The 22,108-nt window shown below is 69.3% G+C and carries 22 protein-coding genes and 1 pseudogene; 17 read left to right on the top strand and 6 right to left on the bottom strand.

The genetic code is table 11. The features are described 5' to 3' along the window. Nucleotides 1–18: 18 nt before the first annotated feature. On the bottom strand, nucleotides 19–1,752 hold the full coding sequence (locus FSW06_RS09480; protein ID WP_010122642.1) for an MFS transporter: 1,734 nt from the start codon (nucleotides 1,750–1,752) through the stop codon (nucleotides 19–21). Nucleotides 1,753–2,039: 287 nt separating this feature from the next. Here FSW06_RS09480 and FSW06_RS09475 point away from each other — a divergent pair, with 287 nt between their 5' ends. From FSW06_RS09475 to FSW06_RS09445, 7 genes are all read left to right on the top strand, one after another. Then, entirely contained in the window at nucleotides 2,040–3,359 is a 1,320-nt protein-coding gene (locus tag FSW06_RS09475) for an MFS transporter (RefSeq protein ID WP_010122643.1), read from the top strand. 68 nt (nucleotides 3,360–3,427) lie between these two features. After that, nucleotides 3,428–4,300, top strand: coding sequence for an ABC transporter ATP-binding protein (locus tag FSW06_RS09470; protein ID WP_010122645.1), 873 nt, complete (start codon nucleotides 3,428–3,430; stop codon nucleotides 4,298–4,300). Further along, nucleotides 4,297–5,085, top strand: coding sequence for an ABC transporter permease (locus FSW06_RS09465; RefSeq protein WP_010122647.1), 789 nt, complete (start codon nucleotides 4,297–4,299; stop codon nucleotides 5,083–5,085). Before FSW06_RS09470 ends, FSW06_RS09465 begins: the two co-directional genes overlap by 4 nt. A 38-nt stretch (nucleotides 5,086–5,123) precedes the next feature. After that, nucleotides 5,124–6,194 (top strand): sensor histidine kinase, encoded by a 1,071-nt coding sequence (locus FSW06_RS09460; protein WP_010122649.1) that lies wholly within the window; start codon nucleotides 5,124–5,126, stop codon nucleotides 6,192–6,194. Beyond that, entirely contained in the window at nucleotides 6,191–6,808 is a 618-nt protein-coding gene (locus FSW06_RS09455; RefSeq protein WP_010122652.1) for a response regulator transcription factor, read from the top strand. Before FSW06_RS09460 ends, FSW06_RS09455 begins: the two co-directional genes overlap by 4 nt. 172 nt (nucleotides 6,809–6,980) lie before the next feature. Beyond that, nucleotides 6,981–7,700, top strand: a complete 720-nt coding sequence (locus tag FSW06_RS09450) for an LppP/LprE family lipoprotein (protein ID WP_010122654.1) — start codon at nucleotides 6,981–6,983, stop codon at nucleotides 7,698–7,700. Nucleotides 7,701–7,859: 159 nt separating this feature from the next. Then, a complete protein-coding gene (locus FSW06_RS09445) occupies nucleotides 7,860–8,474 on the top strand; it encodes a DUF421 domain-containing protein (RefSeq protein ID WP_010122655.1) in 615 nt (204 codons plus the stop codon). Here FSW06_RS09445 and FSW06_RS09440 read toward each other — a convergent pair. Then, nucleotides 8,431–9,783: an MFS transporter gene (locus tag FSW06_RS09440; RefSeq protein WP_139024608.1), complete on the bottom strand. Its 1,353-nt coding sequence runs from the start codon at nucleotides 9,781–9,783 to the stop codon at nucleotides 8,431–8,433. The genes FSW06_RS09445 and FSW06_RS09440 overlap by 44 nt on opposite strands. Nucleotides 9,784–9,906: 123 nt before the next feature. Here FSW06_RS09440 and FSW06_RS09435 point away from each other — a divergent pair, with 123 nt between their 5' ends. From FSW06_RS09435 to FSW06_RS09415, 4 genes are all read left to right on the top strand, one after another. Further along, nucleotides 9,907–10,197, top strand: a complete 291-nt coding sequence (locus tag FSW06_RS09435) for a ribbon-helix-helix domain-containing protein (protein ID WP_010122659.1) — start codon at nucleotides 9,907–9,909, stop codon at nucleotides 10,195–10,197. Beyond that, nucleotides 10,187–10,459: a hypothetical protein gene (locus tag FSW06_RS09430; protein WP_010122661.1), complete on the top strand. Its 273-nt coding sequence runs from the start codon at nucleotides 10,187–10,189 to the stop codon at nucleotides 10,457–10,459. Before FSW06_RS09435 ends, FSW06_RS09430 begins: the two co-directional genes overlap by 11 nt. 670 nt (nucleotides 10,460–11,129) lie before the next feature. Beyond that, nucleotides 11,130–11,669: a glycosyl transferase gene (locus tag FSW06_RS09420; RefSeq protein ID WP_010122662.1), complete on the top strand. Its 540-nt coding sequence runs from the start codon at nucleotides 11,130–11,132 to the stop codon at nucleotides 11,667–11,669. Beyond that, nucleotides 11,662–12,474, top strand: coding sequence for a MerR family transcriptional regulator (locus FSW06_RS09415; RefSeq protein ID WP_010122663.1), 813 nt, complete (start codon nucleotides 11,662–11,664; stop codon nucleotides 12,472–12,474). Before FSW06_RS09420 ends, FSW06_RS09415 begins: the two co-directional genes overlap by 8 nt. Before the next feature lie 5 nt (nucleotides 12,475–12,479). Here FSW06_RS09415 and FSW06_RS09410 read toward each other — a convergent pair whose 3' ends face one another. Further along, complete coding sequence (locus FSW06_RS09410; RefSeq protein WP_010122664.1) at nucleotides 12,480–13,391, bottom strand: HAD family hydrolase; 912 nt, start codon at nucleotides 13,389–13,391, stop codon at nucleotides 12,480–12,482. Between the two features lie 40 nt (nucleotides 13,392–13,431). Here FSW06_RS09410 and FSW06_RS09405 point away from each other — a divergent pair, with 40 nt between their 5' ends. Then, nucleotides 13,432–13,611, top strand: coding sequence for a DUF4236 domain-containing protein (locus tag FSW06_RS09405; RefSeq protein WP_010122665.1), 180 nt, complete (start codon nucleotides 13,432–13,434; stop codon nucleotides 13,609–13,611). Between the two features lie 6 nt (nucleotides 13,612–13,617). Here the strand turns inward: FSW06_RS09405 and FSW06_RS09400 are convergent, their stop codons facing one another. Next, nucleotides 13,618–14,526 (bottom strand): LysR family transcriptional regulator, encoded by a 909-nt coding sequence (locus FSW06_RS09400; protein WP_146881337.1) that lies wholly within the window; start codon nucleotides 14,524–14,526, stop codon nucleotides 13,618–13,620. Between the two features lie 279 nt (nucleotides 14,527–14,805). On the opposite strand from FSW06_RS09400, the pseudogene FSW06_RS14755 reads away from it, so the two are divergent. Continuing rightward, nucleotides 14,806–15,351, top strand: a pseudogene (locus tag FSW06_RS14755) (EamA family transporter); the annotation flags it as partial. Between the two features lie 122 nt (nucleotides 15,352–15,473). Here FSW06_RS14755 and FSW06_RS09390 read toward each other — a convergent pair. Further along, the gene (locus FSW06_RS09390; RefSeq protein WP_010122669.1) at nucleotides 15,474–17,195 is read right to left on the bottom strand and encodes a flavin-containing monooxygenase; all 1,722 of its coding nucleotides are present in this window, start codon (nucleotides 17,193–17,195) and stop codon (nucleotides 15,474–15,476) included. A gap of 283 nt (nucleotides 17,196–17,478) precedes the next feature. Between FSW06_RS09390 and FSW06_RS09385 the strand changes: the two genes are divergently transcribed. From FSW06_RS09385 to FSW06_RS09370, 4 genes are all read left to right on the top strand, one after another. Further along, nucleotides 17,479–17,892 carry a hypothetical protein gene (locus tag FSW06_RS09385; protein ID WP_010122930.1) on the top strand — a complete coding sequence of 138 codons (414 nt, stop codon included), beginning with the start codon at nucleotides 17,479–17,481 and terminating at the stop codon, nucleotides 17,890–17,892. A 212-nt stretch (nucleotides 17,893–18,104) separates the two neighbouring features. Then, a complete protein-coding gene (locus FSW06_RS09380; protein WP_146881279.1) occupies nucleotides 18,105–18,911 on the top strand; it encodes a DDE-type integrase/transposase/recombinase in 807 nt (268 codons plus the stop codon). Between the two features lie 130 nt (nucleotides 18,912–19,041). Continuing rightward, nucleotides 19,042–19,455: a hypothetical protein gene (locus FSW06_RS09375; protein WP_010122930.1), complete on the top strand. Its 414-nt coding sequence runs from the start codon at nucleotides 19,042–19,044 to the stop codon at nucleotides 19,453–19,455. Between the two features lie 212 nt (nucleotides 19,456–19,667). Beyond that, nucleotides 19,668–20,474: a DDE-type integrase/transposase/recombinase gene (locus FSW06_RS09370; protein ID WP_146881279.1), complete on the top strand. Its 807-nt coding sequence runs from the start codon at nucleotides 19,668–19,670 to the stop codon at nucleotides 20,472–20,474. Nucleotides 20,475–20,713: 239 nt separating this feature from the next. Here FSW06_RS09370 and FSW06_RS14545 read toward each other — a convergent pair whose 3' ends face one another. Beyond that, a complete protein-coding gene (locus tag FSW06_RS14545) occupies nucleotides 20,714–22,102 on the bottom strand; it encodes a hypothetical protein (RefSeq protein WP_010121602.1) in 1,389 nt (462 codons plus the stop codon). Between the last annotated feature and the right edge of the window lie 6 nt (nucleotides 22,103–22,108).

Raw genomic sequence — 22,108 nt, 5'->3', positions numbered from 1 at the left:
GACTCTACGTGGCCGCCGCTACCGCGCTCCGGCCTTCTCGGCCGCCCTCTCGGCTGCCTTCTCTGCCCGCTCGACCCGCGCGGCCTCCTCGGCCCACAGCTGGTCGCGGTCCACGGCCTTCCCGTCGCGCACCACGATCGGCGACGGGGACGCCGGGGCGGTCGGCTGCGGCGGGTCGTAGCTGCCCACCGGCATCCGGCCACGGTCCCACGGCTCATTCCACTCGTCGTAGTCCGCACGGTCCTTGCGGCGGCGGCGCATCGAGGTGCGCAGCACCTCCACCGTCCGGGACAGGCGCAGGGCCTGCGTCCGGTTCTCCACCTGCGGGCTGTTGCCCATCATCGGCTGGCGGGCCGACTCGGGCAGGAACCGGACCGAGACCAGGCCGACGACGCCGAAGATGATCAGCCACACGGCCGGCCACCAGGTGCCGAACACCGGGATCAGCGCGGAGTTGATCATCGGGGTGGTGCCGGCGAACACCGCGACCGACAGGTTGTAGCCGATGCCGAGCGCGGCCATCCGCGTCCGGGTCGGGAAGATCGCCGGCAGGGTGGCGGCGACCGGCCCGGCGAAGATGCCGAGGTCCAGGGCCAGCAGCGCACAGCCCAGGAAGATCAGCACCATGTTGCCGGACTGCAGCATGGCGAAGACGGGGAACGCGATGACCACCAGGCCCACCGCGGCGGTGATGAGCACCGGGCGGCGTCCGATCCGGTCGGAGAGGCGTCCCACCGGGTGGGCGGTGACCACGGTGATCACGATGGCGATGAGCACCAGCATGTCGGACTCGAAGACGGTGGTCTTGTGCTCGGCGAACTCGGTGAGGTAGGTGTTCATGAACGAGGTCAGCGTGTAACTGAGCACGTTGTACACCGCCACGATGCCCAGCAGGACCAGCATCTCGCGCTTGTGGTTCTTCAGCAGGTAGACCAGGCCGGTCTTCTGCACACCGGTCTCCGCGGTGGCGGCGTCCTCCTTCTCCTCCGCTTCGGCGACGGCCTCCTGGAAAGCGGGCGAGTCCTCGAGCTTCAGGCGCAGGTACAGGCCGACCACGCCGAGGATGCCGGCGCACCAGAACGGCAGCCGCCAGCCCCAGGCCTCCATGGTCTCCTGGCCGAGGGTCGCGTTGAGCAGGGCGACGAGGCCCGCACCGAGCGCGAAGCCCAGGTAGGTGCCGGAATCCAGGAAGGATCCCCAGTAGCCGCGCCGGTTGTCGGGGGCGTACTCGGCGGTGAAGGTCATCGCCCCGGCGTACTCACCGCCGGCGGCGAAGCCCTGGATGAGCCGGGCGCCGATCAGCATCAGCACCGCCGCCCAGCCGGGGACGAGGCTCACCGGGATCAGCCCGATGCACACCGTGCCGATCGCCATCATGATCATCGTGGTGGCCAGTACGGACTGCCGGCCGATCCTGTCGCCGAGCGGGCCGAAGACGATGCCGCCGAGCGGGCGGATGATGAAGCTGATCGCGAACGTGCCGAACGTCGCCACGAGGGCGAGGGATTCGGGGAGATTGTCGAAGAAGACGGTGGACATGGTGACGGCCAGGTAGCCGTACACGCCGTAGTCGAACCACTCCATCATGTTGCCCAGCGAGGCGCCGCCGGCGGCGCGCTTGAGGGTGGGCTTGTCGACGACGGTGACGTCATCGGGGGTGTACGGCTTCTGCAGGCTGGACGCGTGGCGCCGGTAGCGGCGGAGTTTGGCGTCCCTGACCTTCTCGTGCACCTGTCTGGTTGTGCGGGGCATGGTCTGCCTCCCGTGTTGTCGTCCCGCCGCGGGAGGATACCCGGCGGCGAGCCCGCAGCCGCGCGGTCGGCAGCGTCACCTGCCGGGGTCCGCGGTCGTGCGGGGAACTCTTCCACGGTTACCGGACGCCACGTGGCCGACGCAAAACAGTGACCGTCGTTCACCACGGTGGATACCGGTGCTGATGTGCGGCGACACCGCCCCGCAGATTTCTTGCGCCCGCCCCCGGAAATGCCGCCGGTCGCCGGTGTCCGGGGCCGGTGTCCGGGGCCGGTAAACTGGGGGCAATGACCCACCCCCTCACTGACCCGCAGCCCGCCCACCCGACCGCGAAATTCTGGGCGGTCATCAGCGTCCTCACCCTCGGCGGACTGCTCTTCGGCTACGACACCGGCGTGATCAACGGTGCCCTGCCGTCGCTGACGAAGGACCTCGGACTCTCGTCCGCCATGGAGGGGATCGTCACCTCCGCCGTGCAGTTCGGCGCGATCTTCGGCGCACTCTACGGCGGCCGGATCTCCGACCGGACCGGACGCCGCACCGCGGTCACCGGAGTGGCCGCGGTGTTCCTCGTCGGCTCCCTGGGCTCCGTCCTCTCCCCGGCGTGGCCGGTGCTCGCCCTGTTCCGGGTGGTGCTCGGGCTGGCGGTCGGGGCGGCGTCCGGCATCATCCCCATCTATCTCGCCGAACTCGCGCCCACCCGACTGCGCGGCCGGGTGGTGAACCAGAACGAGTTCATGGTCGTCTTCGGCCAGCTCATGGCGTTCACCGTCAACGCGGTCATCGCCACCAACGTCGGCGGGGGCGGCGGGGAGGAACCCGGCACGTGGCGCTGGATGCTCGCCGCCTGCGTCATCCCCGCCGTCGGTCTGCTGGTCGGCATGCGGTTCGTGCCCGAGTCGCCGCGCTGGCGGGAGGCCCGGCGGACCGGGACGACCGGACGCCGCCTCGCGGCCCGCGACCTGTTCGCCGAACCGTGGCTGCGCCGCATCATGGTCATCGGCATCGGCCTGGCGGTCATCAACCAGATCTCCGGAATCAACGTCGTCCAGTACTACGGGGTGTCGATCCTCACCGACGCCGGCTTCGAGGGGGACACGGCCTTCATGGTCAACCTGCTCATCGGGGTCGCCGGGGTGGCCGGCATGGCCGTGTCACTGGTGCTCAACCAGCACGTGCGGCGCCGCGTGATGATGACGGTCGGACTCTGCTGCACCACCGGGGTGCTGCTGGTCATGTCGCTGACCTCGATCCTCGCCGACGACGGCAACCCCGCGAAGAAGTGGGTCATCCTCGTCGCCATCGTCGCCTTCGTCGGCATCGTGCAGGGCTCGGTGAACGCCATGACCTGGCTGCTCATGTCCGAGATCTTCCCGATGCGGGTCCGCGGTGAAGCGATGGGCCTGGCCGCCGGGGTGCAGTGGACCGTGAACTTCATCGTCGCCCTCGGCTTCCCGTACGCGGACTCGGTGCTGTCCTTCGGGCCGACACTGCTCATCTTCGTGGTGCTGCAGCTCATCGCCGTGGTGTGGTTCCACCGCACCGTGCCCGAGACCAAGGACCGCACACTCGAACAGATCGAGGAGGGGTTCCGCGCCCACCCCTGACACAGGTCACGGGTGAACCGTGACGCGCGGGGGATTCGGTGGGCCGGTGAAAGCGGTTGACTGGAGGTATGTCCACCACAGCAGCCCCACCCACCACCGTCATCCGCGCCACGGGTCTGCACAGGCACTTCGGCGCCGGCGACCGCACCGTGCGCGCCGTCGACGGCATCGACCTCACCGTCCACCGCGGCGAGATCGTCGGCCTGCTCGGACCCAACGGCGCCGGAAAATCCACCCTCATCGACCTCATCCTCGGCCTCACCACACCCACGGCCGGCACCGTCGACGTCGTCGGCACCACCCCGGCAGCCGCCGTCGCCGACCAGCGCATCGGCGCGGTCATGCAGTCCGGCGGCCTGCTGCCCGACCTCACCGTCGCCACCACCGTCCGCATGATCGCCTCGACCTACCCGCATCCGCGCCCGGTCGACGACCTGCTGGGCCTCGCCGACCTCACCGCCATCGCCCACCGCCGGGTGGGGAAGTGCTCCGGCGGTGAGCAGCAGCGGCTCCGCTTCGCCCTCGCCCTGGTCGGCGACCCCGAACTCCTCATCCTCGACGAACCGACCGCCGGCATGGACGCCACCGCCCGCCACCGCTTCTGGGACACGATGGCCGACCGCGCCGCCGACGGCACCACCGTCGTCTTCGCCACCCACTACCTCGAAGAGGCGCAGAACTTCGCCCGCCGCATCGTCCTCGTCGACGACGGCCGCATCACCGCCGACGCCAGCCCCGACGAACTGCGGGAGTACGACGCCGGCCGCGTCCTCACCTGGACCCGCGACGGCGCCACCCGCACCGAGGACGTACCGGACGCCGCGGCGTCCGACGCCCGCGCCCGCACCCTGCTCGCCGACCCGGCGGTCAGCGACCTGCGCATCGCCGCGCACACCCTGGAGGACACGTTCCTCCGGCTGACCCGGAAGGACCCGTCATGACCACCGCCACCGGCCCCGTCCTGCGCACCCTGCGCTTCACCGGATTCGACCTGCGGCGCCTCATCAGCGACTGGGCGATGCTGTTCTTCTCCATGGCCCTCCCGGTCATCTTCTACCTCGTCTTCGGCGCCGCCATGGGCTACGGCTCCGAACCCTTCGGCTCCGGCAACGTGAAAGCCTCCGTGATGATCGGCATGGCCCTGTACGCCGGAATCACCGGGGCCGTCGCGGCGTCCGGTAACGTCGTCGTCGAGACCAAGACCGGCTGGGGCAGACAACTCGCCCTCACCCCGCTGACCACCGGCCAGCGGACCGCCGCCACCGTCGCGGGGATCCTTGTCCGCGCCGTGCTGCCCGTCCTCGCCGTCTTCACCGTCGGGGCGCTCACCGGTGCGGTCATGCCCGGCGGGGCGTGGCTGGCGTGCCCGCTGCTGTGCGTGGCTGGTGCGGTCCCGTTCGGGTTCTACGGGATGATCTGGTCACTGCTCGTCGCCACCGACACCTCGGTGAGCATCGCCAGCACCTCCGTCGTCATCCTCGCCTTCCTCGGCAACGTGTTCATGCCGCTGCCCGAGGGACTGCTCACCGTCGGACGGTTCACCCCGCTGTACGGCGTCAGCGCGCTGGCGCACTGGCCGCTGGGACACGGTGAACAGACCGTGAGCTTCGGCGAGGGCTCGACCACCGACCCGCTGTGGTGGGCACTGCTCAACATCGCGGGCTGGACCGTGGTCTTCGTGACCGCGGCGATCGCCCTGCAGCACCGGGAACGGGGGCGGCAGTGACGGCAGGGTCGGCAGTGACGGCAGGGTCGGCGGGGCCGGTGCGCCGGTTCGACACCACCGCCAGCCTCCTGGCCTCGGTGTGGTTCGTCATCCTCGTCGTCCCGGTGGCCACCGTGCTCACCGGCGACGACCCCTGGTGGCAGAAGGTGGCCGGCACGGTGCCGTTCATCGCCTTCGGGGCCGTCTACGCCGTGGCGTTCGGCGTGCTGGCCCACACCCCGGCCCGGTTCTCCACCCGCGGCAGGTACCTGTTCTGGCTGGCGCTGCTGGCCGCCCTCACACTCGTCGCTGCGGTGACCACCGGCATCGGCTCCGCCTACCTGGTGCCGTTCCTCGTCGCGTACCTGGCCTTGCCCCTGCCGCCGGCGCGCAGTATCGCCCCGGTGGCGGCGATCACCGTGGCCTCCAGTTGGGCGGTGTTCATCGCCGGCGAACCGTACTGGCCGGGATTCCTCGGCGCCACGCTGGTCTCCCCGGTACTCGTGTACCTCATCGCCATGGCGTCCCACCGTGCCGAACGGGAACAGCAGCTCGCCCATGACCTCGACCAGACCCGCCAGCGCGAGGCCATGGCCGTCGACGTCCACGACCTGCTGGGGCACTCGCTCACTGTCGTCACCCTGAAAGCCGAACTCGCCGCCCGGCTCGTCGACACCGACTCCGCGGCGGCGAAGGCGGAGCTCGCCCAGATCGCCGGCCTGTCGCGGACCGCACTGGCCGAGGTCCGCGCCACCGTCACCCGGATACGGCAGCCCGATCTGGCCGGGGAGCTGGCCGGCGCGCGCCGGGCGCTCGAGACCGCGGGCATCGCGGCGTCCGTCCCGGAGGCGTCCCCGGCCGGCGCGGGCCCGAACGACCGGCTGTTCTCCTGGGTGGTGCGTGAGGCGGTGACCAACGTGGTGCGGCACTCGGGCGCGACTGGATGCACCGTCGAGCTCACCGGGCACAGTGTGTGCGTCCACGACGACGGGCACGGGTTCGACGGTGTGGCGGGCAACGGGCTGCAGAAACTGCGTACCCGGGTCACCGACGCCGGAGGTACGCTCACCGTCACCTCGGATGCCACGGGCACCACCGTGGCCGTCACCATGACAGGAGAGCCCTCATGATCCGCGTGCTCATCGCCGATGACCAGGACCTGGTCCGCGGTGCCCTGGCCGCCCTGCTGGGGACGGAGCCGGACATCACCGTCGTCGCCCAGGAGGGGTCGGGTGACGGGGTACGTGATGCCGTCCTGGAACACCGGGTGGACGTCGCCCTGCTCGACATCGAGATGCCCGGGATGACCGGTATCGACGCCGCCGCACAGGTCAGCGACGCGGTGGCGGCGGGGGAGACCACCTGCCGGACCGTCATCGTCACCACCTTCGGACGTCCCGGCTACCTCCGACGGGCGCTGGACGCCGGGGTGAGCGGGTTCGTCGTCAAGGACACCCCACCGGACCAGCTCGCGGAGGCCGTGCGACGGGTGCACGCCGGGCTCCGGGTCGTGGACCCGGCGCTGGCGGAGGAGTCCCTGTTCACCCCGGCCTCCCCGCTGACCGCCCGGGAGGTGGAGGTGTGCCGGGCGGCGGAGCCCGGCGGGCCGGTGCGGGCGGTCGCCGCGCGGCTGCACCTGTCGCCCGGGACGGTGCGGAACCATCTGTCGTCGGTGATCGGCAAGACGGGGACCACGAACCGGTACGCGGCGGTGCAGGCCGCCCGCGACAACGGGTGGTTGTGAGGGGACCGTCCTTTCTCTCAGCGGGTGCCGGCCTCGACCTGACCGGCGTCCGGTGACCGACCCCGGCGTGTGCGCATCGCGCGACGGGAGGATGGTCCGGGGCCGGTGCCACCATCCCCACGTCGCGCGATGCGTGCAGCGGCTGGCTGTCCCGCGCGGATGCGGTGGGAGCATGAGCCGCTCCATGCCAGGTCCGCGCCCCGCTCTCACCGGACTGGTCGCCCTCGGTTGCACCACCGCACTGCTGGCGGGCTGTTCACAGGACGACAGTCCGGCGGACGGGGACAGTGCCGGCGCCACGGTGACCGCGACGCAGACTGTCACGCAACCGGCCGGCGATCCGACCGCCCCGGCGCAGAACACCGGCCGGTCCCCGGCTCCCGACGAGGGTGGGGGCGAGGTAGGAGGAGACACTTCCTGCCGGAACACGCCTGTCAGCAACCCGTTGACCGGCGACCAGCCCATCCCGGTGCGGTTCGCCGACCGCCCGGAGAGCACGGACATCAACTTCTACTACACCGCCGGCGGAGAGGACATCGACCCCTGCATGCCACTGAGCTGGGTGACGTTGAAGGGGCACCGTGGCACAAGTGAAGACGGTGCCACGACCGGCAGCATGAGTGAGACCGTCGCCCTGTTCGCCGACGGGCAGCTGGTCACCGACCCCGCCCCGATCCTCGCCCGGCGCATCGACTCGGTCGACCGCATCGACGACAGCACTGTTCGGGTGAACTACGCCTTCTACACCGACGCCCCGGCCGTGGTGAATGAGTCGGAACCCGGGTCCGCGACCTTCCACTGGGACGGTTCCCGGATCATCGTCACCGACAACACGCTCCCGATCGAGCAGAACCAGCGGGCGGCGACGCTCGACCTGACCGGCGTCCGGTGAACGACCCCGGCGTGTGCGCATCGCGCGACGGGAGGTTGGTCCGGGGCCGGTGCCACCATCCCCACGTCGCGCGATGCGTGCAGTGGCTGACTGCGGTGACTGTGCGCCGCCGCCCACCGCCCACCGCCCCCGCGCACCGCACGCGGTAGAACGGACAGCATGACTCTCACGTGGCAGGCCGCATCCCCGCCCGGCGGCTGGGGCAGCGCCCTGGCGAACTCCCTCGGCATCGCCGCCTGGCGCATCCCCGTCGTCATCCTCTGCGCGGTGGGTGTCTACCTGGCCTTCCTCGTGCTCGTCAGACTGTTCGGCACCCGGATCCTCACCGCCTGGTCCACGTTCGACGCGGTGGTCATCATCATGTTCGGCGCCGTCGCCGGCCGTGTGATCATCGGCCACCCGCCCACCCTGGCCGCCGGCGTCATCGGCCTGACCACCCTCATGGTCATGGAGGTGATCTTCGGCCAGGTGCGCAAGATGCGCGCGGTGCACACCACCGTCACCTCACCGCCGGTGGTGATCATGGCCCACGGCCGCGTCCTCGCCGACGCGATGGCCCGCCAGCACGTCCACCGCACCGACCTCGCCAGCGCCCTGCGCCGCGCCGGGGTGACCGACCCCGCCCAGGTCCAGTGCGTGATCGTGGAACCCACCGGCGCCCTGTCGGTGCTGCGGGAGGGCACCCCGGTCGCCCCGGAGCTGCTCCACGGGGTGATCGGGGCGCACCTGGTCACCCGTCCTGACGGACCTGCGGACCACGGGTCCCGCGGGTAGCGCCGATGACCAGCGGGATCGAGGCGACGGTCACCACTGCGCCGAAGACGAAGATCGGCACATAGGCGGTGTGCGGCTCCAGCAGGGCGATGACGAAGGGCACGAAGAAGCCGACGTAGGTCAGCGCGTAGAACACGGCGGTCAGCGCGCCGAGCTGCTCGGCCGGGGCGATGCGCTGCACCTCGCGGAGTCCGGAGACCATCATGATGCCGTAGGCGGTACCGAGGACGACCGCGGCGGGCACCATCACCCAGGCTGCGGCGGTACCGGGGGCGAGGCTGCACAGCAGGACCGCGAGCAGCATCCCGACGGTCGCCGCCCCCAGTCCGAGCACGGCGGGGTGGGGGCCGCGTCCGGAATCGGCGTGGCGTCCGACCCAGGGTTGGACGAACGCGCCGGTGAGCATGGTGATCCCGGCGATGACGCCGGTGTAGGCCACGTTCGGGCCGACGGCCTGCGCGGCGACGGGGGCGAGGGCGGCGAAGGAGGTCGTGGCGCAGCCGAACGCCCACGGCGCCCAGGAGGCGACCGAGGCGAGGAACCTCGGTTGCCGCGCGGTGGCGGGGATCAGTGCCGGACGCCGCGGCGTCCCGCCTGACCCGGCGGCGACGGCGTGCGCGGGCGGCGGCGGGGCCGGGGTGGTCCAGATCAGCGGGGTGCAGACCAGCACGAGCACCAGGTGCACCACCAGGGTGGTGACGTCCGGGCCGGGGATCCACTCCGCGACGGGGCCGGCGACCAGCGGGCCCATGCCGAAACCGGCGGAGGTGGCGACGGTGGCGCGCCGGGCGGCGACGCCCGCGCCGGCGGAGGCCGGGGTGACCTCCTTGAGCCAGGACGCCCCGGCCGCGAGCACCAGTCCCACCGCGATGCCGGTGATGAGGCGTCCGATGACGAGCAGGACGGGGCCGGCCGCACCACCGGTGCCGAGGTGGGCCAGCAGGGTGACGGCGGTGCCGGCCATGGAGAACAGGAGGGCGGGGCGGACCGCGGCGCGGCGCCCTTTCCGGTCCGACATCGGTCCGCCGACCATGAGGGCGGGGACGAGGCCGAGGACGTAGATGGCGAGGGTGAAGTTCACCTGGGCCTGGCTGAGATCGTGGACCTCCCGCATGACGGGCAGCAGCGGGGCGAAGAGGTTCGCGCCGACGGCGACGAGGAACATGCCGAGGGCGACGCGGAACCACGCGGCGGGGCCGGTGGTCGCACGGGGGGCGGGGCCGGACGCTGCCGCGGGCGTGGACGCGGCGGGGGGCGCCGTGGGGACTGCGGTCTCCTCTGTGCAGACTCTGGGCGATTCTTGTGCCATGGCTCACACTATCGCACAGGAAAGTATGTTCCTGCGGCACGGGGGTGGTCTACCGGGTGTGTGGTCAGGCCTGGTTGGTGCGGGGGCCTGCCACTCTCCGGTATTTACGTATACGATATTGCTATGAGTGAGCACCTGTTGCACGGCAAGCCCGTCACTGACGAGCAGATCCAGGCGTGGGCCGACGAGGCCGAGGCCGGCTACGACCTGTCGACCCTTCCTGCGCCCCGCCGGGGTCGGCCGACTGTCGGTGACGGCCCGGGGACCGTGGTTCCGGTCCGCCTCGACGCCGCGACGATCGACGCATTGACCGAGAAGGCGAAGGCTGAGGGGATCACCACCCGCTCCGAGGCGATCCGTACGGCGATCCGCCAGTGGACCCGGGGTGGGACCCGCGACCCCCATGCCGCCTGAGTTTGATCGACCGGCGCTGCATCGCTCGGCCCAGAAGCACTACCGGAGAGACCGCCTCACCGACGATGCGGTCATCTATGCGGCGACCCATGTGCTGTCCTCCCGGCCACTCGATGATGAGGACAATCCCCGCCGGTGGTTGATGCTCGGCATCGACCCGGCCGGCCGGGTCCTGGAGCTGGTCGCGATGATCTTCGACGACGGGTACACGTTGGTCATCCACGCGATGAAGGCCCGGGGAAAATACCTCGAGGACCTGTAGCCGGCGTGCCCTGTCCGCGGTTGGTGTCGACAATGCCCTGCCGGGGGAAGATGTCCTTCTGGAACTCCTTGACCTCGGAATATCCGGGCTTTCCCTTGCGCATGACGTGGACCGTTCCGGTCACCCCGTGGTCGGCATAGTAGAGACCGAGGACGCGACGTTCCTGGGCGGTGGTGTTGCAACTCCATGATCCGATCTTGCCGGGGACGTGCCACCGGTGCAGCGGCCGGAATGGGGGACGGGAATCGGGAAGAAGAGGGGCCGTTGGTTGCCCGTTGAAGTCAACGGGATACCTCGTGGTTTTCGCGAGTCAGTCAGCGGAGAAGGGGTGGATGGATCTGACGGCGACTCAGCGCAATGCGGCGGCGAACGTCTGGGATTTCCTCACCCGGACTCCGACGGAGCAGAACGGCAACGGTGGCAGTACAAACCGACCGTTCGAGGATCCGCGCGGATCTGGTACGCGGTGGATGCGGACAACAAAGGCGGCAGCCTGCCCTCTCATGATCGTGGCGTCCACCCGTGGGTGTCACGACTGTCTGCATCCGGGGGCGGATTCAGACGGTCGTGAAGACGGGAACCCCGTTCTACCGGCGAACACACTGTGCCAGATCTCGTTTCAGCCGTCGGACTTGACCCTCACGTAACGTCAGGGTCGAGAGTGAGCGACATGACCGACCACTACAACGCTTTCGAGATCAGCCCGGTACCCGCTCCGCACCCCGGAGTCTCAGCGCCTGACCTGTACCGGGGCATCTACGGTATGCCTATGTTCATCACGGTCCGGACGCGGGACATCGACCGCGCTGAACAGTTCTGGAACCGGGGACCCGGCTTCTTCACCCTGTTCTCCGTCCCCGGTGTGATGGTGCATTTGCGGCGGTGGGCGTTCCAGGACGTTCTTCTTGTCGCAGATGGAGCATCGCAGACCGTGGATGCCCCGGCCCCGGGCGTGACAGTCAGCTTCGCCTGCGTACTCACCGAGATCGACAGCATCGCGGAACACTGCACGGCAGTTCTCCCAGGTTGCGCAGCTGACCCGGAGGACACCCCGTGGAACACGAGGGACCTGCGGATATGTGCTCCCGACGGGGTGCGGATCATCATGACCGCGGCGAAACCCCTCGACCCGGACAGTGCGGAGGCGGCGACCCTGGCAGACATCGGTATCACCGCTCCGGACCAGACGGAGGGGGAGCACGATGCGTGACCAGGACGATCCCGGCATCACCGTCGGCGAGGCCGCCGAATCCCTGGGCGTCACCGTGCGCACGCTCCACCACTGGGACGCCATCGGCCTGGCGTCCCCGTCAGAACGCGGAGGAAACGCCTACCGCCGGTACACCGCCGGCGACCTGCGGCGTCTCCAACGGATCATGGTCTACCGCGAACTGGGGGTTCCGCTCCCCGAGATCGCCATGATCCTCGATGACCCGGACACCGACCCGGTGCAGTCCCTCAACGACCAGAAAACGCGGATCCTCGACAAGGTCGCCCACCTCGCGGAACTGGAGCGCGGGATCGACAGGATGATCGAGGCCCACGAGAACGGCGTCCTGCTGACCGTCGCGCAGCAGCGGCAGATCTTCGGCGACGACTGGGACCCTGATTGGTCACGTCAGGCCCGCGGGAGATGGGGCGGCACCACCCAGTGGGCCGAGTACGCCGAACGGTCGGCGCAGCGTTCGCCGGAGCAGTGGACCATGCTCCAGTCCCGCATGAAGGACCTGGAGGAACGCCTCGGCGAGGCGGTGAGGTCGGGCGTGGAACCCGGCTCCGAGGTGGCGGACGCCCTGGTCGATGAACACCGGGAGGTCTTCTCCGACTACTTCACCCTCAGCGTGTCCATGCAGGTATGCCTGGGGCGGATGTATGAGGCCAGCGCCGGATCGGCCGCCGATTTCGCCGCGCACTACGAGAAGGTCGCGCCGGGGCTCACCACGTGGCTCCGTCAGTCGATCGACGCCCGGGCGCGGGCCTTCGGGGTGGACCCGGAGACCGCGCAATGGCGCTGAGCCGCTCACACCCCCAGCAGCCGGCGCAGCACCTGCACCACACCCTCCTCGGTGTTCCGCGGGGCGATGAAGTTCGCCGCCCGCTGCACCGCCGGATGCCCGTTGTCCATCGCGAACGACCAGTCGCCCTCCGCCATCATCTCCAGGTCGTTGAGGTAGTCGCCGAACACCGCCGTCGCCGACCGCGGGACGCCCAGCGACATCTGCAGCTGGCGCAGGGCACGCCCCTTGTTCGCCGTGGCGTTCATGATGTCGATCCAGTTCTTCCCGGAGACCACCACCTGGTGCCCCGGTGCGCCGTCCGCCCCCTCCCGCAGGTCGGCCACGCCCGGGCCACCACCGGTGAACAGGGCCGGGGCGGCCTGCGCCGCCGAGTCGAAGTCGTAGACCGCACATTTGAGCACGGTGCCCGCCCCACCCTCATGCACCTCGGGCACCGCATGCAGGTTCGGCACCACCGACAGCTCCGCGTAGTAGCGTCCTGCCTCGGCGAGGAAGGCCTCGTCCTCCCGCTCCACGTAGGCGCCGCGCGGGCCGCACAGCACCAGCCCGATGTTCCGGTCGGTCTCCGCGGTGCGGGTGATGTCGATGATCCGGTCCACCGCCGCCCCGTCCACTGGCGAGGTGGAGACCACCGACCCCTCGTGCACCACCAGCGTGCCGTTCTCGGCGAGGAAGGTGGTGATGCCGTGGTCGGCGAACATGCCGCGCAGCGTCGCGTACTGGCGTCCGGACGCCGGGACGACGATGATCCCCCGCTCCCGCATCACCGGCAGCAGGTCCCAGAACGCGGCCGGGACCCGGTCGTCGCCGTCGAGCAGCGTGCCGTCCATGTCCAGGACCACGAGTTTCAGGTCCGGGGCGGCACCTTCGGCGGCATCGTCGGGCAGGTCGGTCCACGGGCGGGGAGTGTCCATGCCTCTCCATGGTGCCCGTCGGACAGGTACCCTGCCACCCATGGGCATATACTTCCGCAACCGCCAGAAGACCGGCAAGGATTCCTGGATCAACTACTCGGGCTCCGGCGCCTCGATGTCGCGGCGCTTCGGCCCCGTGACGGTGAACTCCCGTGGCACCTACTCCATCAAGCTCCCCGGCGGCATGAACATCCGCGGGAATTTCAAGAAGAAGCGCTGACCGACCTCACAGGTCCGGCGACTCGCGCCGGGCGGCGGACGCCAGCGCCGCGCGGAACGCGCGCACCGCGGGGTGGCCGGTCTGCCCCTCCCGCACGGCGGTGTACAGCCGCCGCGCCGGATCGCCGGGCAGCGGCAGCGCCCGGGTCTCGTCGAGGAAGGGGCCGACGAGCAGGGAGGGGATGACCGCCGCCGCATGCCCGGTGCGCACCAGGTGCGCCTGCAGCAGCGGATCGTCGGTGTCCGCGAGGACCCGCGGCACCACCCCGTGTCTGGCGAGCATGTGCCGTACCCACCGGCCGCCGGGGAGGTATTCGGGGTCGATCGCCCAGGGGGCGTCCGCCAGCGCCGACAGGTCCTCCGGCGTCCCGTGGTCGGGCCAGGACGCCGGCAGGGCGAGCAGGAGCGGGTCGGCGAACAGCTCCTGGCGTTCCATCCCGGCCGGCACCGGATCCGGCTCATCGGGCCACTGGTCGCCGAGGACCAGGTCGTAAAGGTGGGCGGCGAGCCCGTCGAAGGCGTCCGGGATGGCGCGTTCGTAGACCTCCACGCGCAGCTCGGGGTGGCGTCCGCCGAGCAGGGTGAGGGCGGTCGGCAGGATCGAGACCAGCGCCGAGTGGAAGGCGGTGACACGCAGCACCCCGCCGACCGTGGGGGTGGAGGCCGCCAGTTCAGCCTCGGCGAGGTCGAGGACGGCGAGGACCTCGTTGGTGTGCTCGACGAGCCGCTCGGCGGCGGTGGTGAGTTTCACCCGGCGGCCCACCGGTTCCAGCAGCCGGACGCCGGCCTCCTTCTCCAGCTGTGCCAGCTGGTGGGAGATCGCGGAGGGGGAGTAGTTGAGCACGCGCGCGACCTCGGCGAGCGTCCCGCGACGGTCGAGTTCACGCAGCAGCGTGAGGCGATGAAGGTTCAGCATTTTTCACCGGTTCCGGTCGATAACGTGAGCTGGACCTGATCATACCGGCTGAGTGACAATACTCCCGTGAATTACTCTGTCCTCCTCGTGCTCGGATCCTGCGCCTCCCTCCAGTTCGGCGCCGCGACCGCTGTCGGTCTCTTCGACGACCTCGGGACCTGGGGAGTCACCCTGCTCCGCCTCGGCATCGGCGGCCTGGTGCTCCTCGCGGTCTCCCGACCCGCGGTGCACCGGTGGACGAAGGGACAGTGGAAGTCCGTGGTGTGCTTCGCCGTCGCCATGGCCCTGATGAACGGCTTCTACTATGCGGCGATCAACCTCATCCCGCTGTCGGCGGCGGTGGCCCTCGAGTTCACCGGCCCGCTGGTCTACTCCGCCCTCACCTCACGCCGCCGCAGTGACCTGATCTGGGTGGGCTGCGCTGCCGCCGGCATGGTCGTGCTCGGTGCCGAAGCCGTCGTCGGCGGCGACGGCCTCGACCCGCTCGGCGTGATCTACGCACTGGTCGCCGGCCTGTTCTGGGTCGGCTACATCATCTACTCCGGGCAGGTCGGCCAGAAGATCCCGGGCACCGGCGGACTCGCCGTCGCCATGGTCCTCGGTGCCGTCGTCATCGCCCCGGTCGGTGGTGCGGACGCCGCCGGGATCATCGACCACCCCGACCTCATCTGGTTCGCCGTGCTGACCTCCCTGCTCGCCTCGGTGCTGCCGTACACCCTCGAGCTCGCGGCGCTGCGCCGGCTGCCCGGCTCCGTGTTCAGCGTGCTCGTCAGCCTGGAGCCGGCCTTCGCCGCCGCCGCGGGCTTCATCCTCCTCGGCCAGAACCTCACCGGCTGGCGTGCGGTCACCATCGTCCTGGTCATCTGTGCCTCCGCCGGGATCACCTGGTCGCAGAACCGGCAGCGGGCGAAGCTGCGCAAGCTCGACCCGTCCCCCCTGGCGGAGGTTCAGCCCGCCGACGCGGTCGAGGTGGTTGCAGTGCCTGACGTGGCGACCGAGCCGGCGGTTGACGCGGCGACTGATGTGGCAGCTGACGCGGCGTCCGCCCCGAAGGTCATCTCGTCGGTCACGTCCCCGCGGGAGAGCTCCGGCCACTCCGCCAGGTAGTCCTGCCGGTAGCGCCAGGGCGACCGGTCACCCTGCCGCGGGGTGAGGTGCCGGCCGCGCCGGACGTACCCGGCCTCGAAGTCCAGCAGTTCCCGGCGTTCCACCTCCGGCCCCGGCACCCGCGGCGCCGCGAGCGGCTCCCCGTGGTCCACCATGTGGTGCCACAGCCGCACCAGGTAGCGGGCGGTGAGATCCGCCCGTGTCGTCCACGACTGGTTGAGGTAGCCGACCGTGAAGCTGATGTTCGGCAGCCCCGACAGCAGCACACCCCGGTACGCCACCAGCCGGGACACGTCCACCGCATGCCCGTCGACGTGCACCGACGCCCCTCCGAACATCTGCAGCTGCAGGCCCGTCGCGGAGATCACCGTGTCCGCCGGCAGCACCCGGCCGTCGGTGAGCCGTACCCCCTCCGGCACGAACCGGTCGATCGTCGCGGTGACGACCTCCGCCGTTCCCGCCTTCACCGCGGCGAAGATGTCACCCTCCGGTGCCTTGCACACCCGCTGGTCCCAGGGGGCGTAGGGCGGGGTGAAATCACGTCTGATCTGCTCGGGCGTCAGCCAACGGCGCTGGATGCCGTGGAGGAACCAGCGGAACAGGAACGGTGTGTACCGCGCGATGTACCACTGCGACATGTCGCGCACGATGTGGTTCGCCCGGGCGATCTTGTGCGCGAGTCGGCGGTTCGGCACCAGGTGCGTCCAGATCGTGGTGATCGTGTCGAAGTCCGGGAGGGCGGCGACCCAGGTCGGGGTGCGCTGCAGCATGGTGACCCGGGCGCCCAGCTCGGCGAGTGCGGGCACCACGGTCACCGCCGTCGCCCCCGACCCGATGACGACGATCCGCTTCCCCCGCAGGTCGCCCTGCCGGGCGGGGTCCCACGCCTGGGCGTGGACGAGGGTGCCGGTGAAGTCCTCCTGGCCCTCGTAGTGCGGCAGGTATCCGTTGCGGTGGTCGTAGTAGCCGGTGGCGAGGTGCAGCCGTCGGGTGCGGATGACGGTCTCCTCACGGTTCGCCGCCGGGGCGTCCGGCCGGTCGTCGGGACCGTGGTCGTGGGCGGGCACGGTGGTCACCTCCCACAGCCCGGACGCCGTGTCGAAGTTCACGGACTTCACCCAGGTGTTCAGCCGGATCCGCTGCAGGACGCCGTCCTCACGTGCCGCGTCGCGGAGGTAGCTGCGGATCTCGGCACCCTGGCCGAGAGTGTGCTTCCCCTCCCACGGCCGGTACGGCAGCGCGAAGGACGCCATGTCCGAGTCCGAGCGGATACCCGGGTAGGTGAAGGTCGCCCAGGTGCCGCCGATGTCGGTGTTCGAGTCGATGATCTCCCAGTTCCAGCCGGGGAAGTCCCGGAGGACGTGGTGGGCCAGGTCGATGCCGCCGATACCGGCGCCGACGATGAGGAGGTCGAGCGGGTCCGCGGCCGGGGTGGGCCGGTCGGCGGTGGTGGGTGTGTCGGCTGAGGCGGCGTTGGGGGCTGTGGCGGTGTTGGTCACGTTGGTGGGTGTGGTGGTGTTGGTGGCTGGTGCAGTGGTGGTGGCTGTGGTGGGGTCGGCCATGCCCCAACGGTAACCGGCTGTGTTGGCGGCGGACATGGTTTCGGAGTGGAAGCGGAGTCATGTGGGGGCATCCGGGGGTGTCGGGAAACGAACCCGGAGGGTGGTGGGCCGGTCCAGGTGTCGGGCAAACGAACCCGGGTGCCGTTATTTCTGCTCTTCAGCGACTCCTCGGTTCGTTCCGTGGCCTCCGTCCTGTCGGCTGGCAGGCCAAGCGTCCGGCTGCCCTCTTTGCCAGGCTGTGTGTGAGTCACTCCGACTCCCGCACAGAAAGGAGTCCCCGGCGATGAGCATCGCACCGGGCTACACCAACGACCAGATCCGCGAGTTCGTCTACGAATACGACCGGCAGCCCCACGGCACGAAGGCCACATGGCTGGCAGGAACGGAAGTGTCCCGCGGCGTTCTCCGCCGATGGCGCTCCGCGGTCTACGACGGGGACATCGACAAAGGACTGGTACCCAGGGACAGTGATGGGGTGAAATCCTCCAATTCCCAACGCCGGGCCGTCGCAAGTCGGCAGGACACCGAAGCTCGTCGTATCGCCGAGCTGGAAAAACAGGTCGCCGAACTGAAGTCGTCCAACTCCAAACTGGAGGCGACCAACGATGCACTGGGAAAAGCTATCGGGCTCTTGCACGACTTGAACGCGCACGGGCCCGACGACAACCCGGATCAGACCAGGCCCTCCGATTCCTGAGGATCGACAATGACCTGGTCAACGAGCTGAAACGCCCGGAATACCTCGGATCTCTGCGCAAGGCACTGAACCTGGTCGACCTGGCCCGGTCAACGTGGCACTACCGTCACCAGCCCCGTACCACGGTCGCTGATCCGGTCCACCAGGCCGACCGGGCCTACGAGTCACGCATCGACCTGGCAGACCGGGCGGTCATCGCCGCATTGATCCAGTTGGCCTGGGCGGCCGGCAATTCGGTGGACTACGCGTTCGCCACCGCGTGGGACGCCGGGATCATGATCGCGTCGAAGCGGTCCTGGTGGCGCATCGCCGGTGACCTGGACCAGGCCACCCGCCCGGTTGCCCCGACGAGGGGCACCGGCACGTCGAAGAAGCGGCCCACACCGGTGGTGGTCGCCACCGGCCCGAACCAGGTGTGGAGTTGGGACATCACGGATCTGAAGTCGCCGTACGCCCGGAAGACGTTCAAAGCGTACTCGGTGATCGACATCTACTCGCGGATGATCATCGCCTGGCGGGTCGCCGACCGCGAGGACAAGTCTCTGGTCAACGAGATGTTCTCCCAGGCGATCGAGGCCTACGGACCTCCCGGGGTCGTGCACGCTGACAACGGGACGGTGATGAAGTCCAACGACCTGAAGAACCTGCTCAGTGACCATGGTGTGCAGATGAGTCACAACCGGCCGTACGTGTCCAACGACAATCCGTACTCCGAGTCAGAGTTCCGAACGATGAAGTACCGGCCGGACTACCCGGGCGTCTTCGACTCACTCGAGGATGCCCGGACGTTCCTGCGGTCGTATGTGCCCTGGTACAACACCTGCCACAAGCACTCGGGAGTTGCGTTGTTCAGCCCGCAGGATGTCTTCGACGGGACGTGGAAGACCAAACACCAGCGCCGGGATGATGCACTGCAACGCTACTTCGACCGGCATCCGGAGCGGTTCCGTGGCAGGCCGAGGACCCGGAAGCCGGCGGAGGTCGTCGGCATCAATCACAGGCAGGAAGCAACGGTTTAGGGTCGGGTGACTCCACACAGCTTGACAGCGAGCGCTGGCAGGCCAAAACACCGTCGCGGAGGCTTCTGACCCTCTTTGCCAGGCTGTGTGTGAGTCACTCCGACTCCCGCACAGAAAGGAGTCCCCGGCGATGAGCATCGCACCGGGCTACACCAACGACCAGATCCGCGAGTTCGTCTACGAATACGACCGGCAGCCCCACGGCACGAAGGCCACATGGCTGGCAGGAACGGAAGTGTCCCGCGGCGTTCTCCGCCGATGGCGCTCCGCGGTCTACGACGGGGACATCGACAAAGGACTGGTACCCAGGGACAGTGATGGGGTGAAATCCTCCAATTCCCAACGCCGGGCCGTCGCAAGTCGGCAGGACACCGAAGCTCGTCGTATCGCCGAGCTGGAAAAACAGGTCGCCGAACTGAAGTCGTCCAACTCCAAACTGGAGGCGACCAACGATGCACTGGGAAAAGCTATCGGGCTCTTGCACGACTTGAACGCGCACGGGCCCGACGACAACCCGGATCAGACCAGGCCCTCCGATTCCTGAGGATCGACAATGACCTGGTCAACGAGCTGAAACGCCCGGAATACCTCGGATCTCTGCGCAAGGCACTGAACCTGGTCGACCTGGCCCGGTCAACGTGGCACTACCGTCACCAGCCCCGTACCACGGTCGCTGATCCGGTCCACCAGGCCGACCGGGCCTACGAGTCACGCATCGACCTGGCAGACCGGGCGGTCATCGCCGCATTGATCCAGTTGGCCTGGGCGGCCGGCAATTCGGTGGACTACGCGTTCGCCACCGCGTGGGACGCCGGGATCATGATCGCGTCGAAGCGGTCCTGGTGGCGCATCGCCGGTGACCTGGACCAGGCCACCCGCCCGGTTGCCCCGACGAGGGGCACCGGCACGTCGAAGAAGCGGCCCACACCGGTGGTGGTCGCCACCGGCCCGAACCAGGTGTGGAGTTGGGACATCACGGATCTGAAGTCGCCGTACGCCCGGAAGACGTTCAAAGCGTACTCGGTGATCGACATCTACTCGCGGATGATCATCGCCTGGCGGGTCGCCGACCGCGAGGACAAGTCTCTGGTCAACGAGATGTTCTCCCAGGCGATCGAGGCCTACGGACCTCCCGGGGTCGTGCACGCTGACAACGGGACGGTGATGAAGTCCAACGACCTGAAGAACCTGCTCAGTGACCATGGTGTGCAGATGAGTCACAACCGGCCGTACGTGTCCAACGACAATCCGTACTCCGAGTCAGAGTTCCGAACGATGAAGTACCGGCCGGACTACCCGGGCGTCTTCGACTCACTCGAGGATGCCCGGACGTTCCTGCGGTCGTATGTGCCCTGGTACAACACCTGCCACAAGCACTCGGGAGTTGCGTTGTTCAGCCCGCAGGATGTCTTCGACGGGACGTGGAAGACCAAACACCAGCGCCGGGATGATGCACTGCAACGCTACTTCGACCGGCATCCGGAGCGGTTCCGTGGCAGGCCGAGGACCCGGAAGCCGGCGGAGGTCGTCGGCATCAATCACAGGCAGGAAGCAACGGTTTAGGGTCGGGTGACTCCACACAGCTTGACAGCGAGCGTGAACGGTGTTTTGGCCTGCCAGGCTGCCGGACCGCTGCCACCGGCCGGGGGTCGCCACGGAGGTCGTCGGCACGACCGGCCGGGCACGGCACGGGCACCGTCAAAGCGCCAACACGCCAACCCCGCCACAGCGGAACGGACGGAGAACCATTGTCCGGTGCTGTGGCGGGGTTGTGGTCAGGCGGCGGGACGGAGCCTCAGTGCCTAGAGGCGGTGCTTACCGCTCTCGTCGGTCTCGCCCTTGTCGTCGGCCTTGTCGGTCTTGTCGGCGGCCTTCTGGGCAGCGGGCGCACCCGGGGCGGCGGGGGCGGCCGGTGCTGCCGGGGCGTTCGCCGGGGCGGACTTCTTCGGCTCAGCCTTGTCAGCGGGCTTGGCGGCCTCGGTCTTCGCGGCGGGCTTCGGCGCGGCAGCCTTCTCGGCGGGCTTGGCGGCCTCAGACTTCGCCTCAGCCTTCTCGGCCGGCTTGGCGGCCTCGGACTTCGCCTCAGCCTTCGGGGCGTCGTTCTTCGGGGTGGCCTTCGGCGCCGGGGTGGCGTCCTTCTTCAGCACCTTCTGTGCCGCGATGCCGGCACCGGCGGCGACGAGGGCGACGAGGAAGATGTTCCGGCCGGTGTGGCGGTTCTTCTTCTCGGCCTTCTTCGCCTTTTTCAGCTCCTTGGCGCGGACCTTCTCGGCCTTCTTCTCCGCCGACTTCCGGATCTTCTTTCCCGAGGTCTCGAGCTGCTTCTTCGCGGCCTTGGCCTGCTTCGTCGCCTCCTTGGAGTTCTTCTTCGCGGCCTTCTTCGCCGAGCGGGTGACCTTGCGGCCCTCCTCGGAGACGGTGGCGGCGACGTCGGAGGCGACGTCGGAGGCGGACTCCAGCGCGGCGGCAGCCTGCTTCTTCAGGGCGCGGGACTGCTTCGGGGCGTCCTTCCGGGCCTTCCTGACCTGCTTCTCCGCCTTCTTCGCGGTCTTCTTCGCGGCCTTGGAGGCCTTCTTCTCGGCCTTCGCGGCGACCTTCTTCGCCTCGGAGCCGGCCTCGCTGAGCGCCTCGATACCGGTGGAGCGCAGGTCGCGCAGCAGGGCCACCGTCTTCGTCCCGGCGTCCGACGAGTTCGCCGAGGACGCCGAGGCGCCGGCGGGCAGTGCGGCGACCGCACCCGACTTCTTCGCGGCCTTGGCGGCCTTCTTGTCCGCCTTCCGGGCCTTCTTGGCGACCTTGTTCTCGTACTTGGCGAGCTTGGCCGCGGCCTTGTCCGCGCGGGCCTCGCGCTTCTCGCTCTTGGAGCTGGCCTTCTCTGCCTTGGCGGCGGTCTTCTCGGCCTTCTTGCCGAGCTTTTCGGCCTTCTTGTCGCTCACGGTGTGTCCCTTCGTGTGGTCGTTGTCGGTGTTCCGGGCCGCAGAGTCCTCGGCGAGGATGCGCCGTACGACAGCCCGCTGGTGGCCGGGTGCCGCAGCGAGCAGCTCCTCGCGTCCCGCGGCGGTCGTCGCGGTCGCACGCAGGTCGGTCAGGTCATCGAAATCCGTCTGCCGTGCGTGCTCCTTGCGTGCCTTGTTCCAGGCGGAGGCCTGTCGGGCGGCCAGGAGTGCGATACGTGCGCTGGTGAAGCTCATCGGACC

Origin of the sequence: Corynebacterium nuruki S6-4 (assembly GCF_007970465.1) — a bacterium.
Classification (GTDB): Bacteria; Actinomycetota; Actinomycetes; order Mycobacteriales; family Mycobacteriaceae; genus Corynebacterium; species Corynebacterium nuruki.
This window is presented reverse-complemented; position numbering and strand designations above follow the sequence as displayed.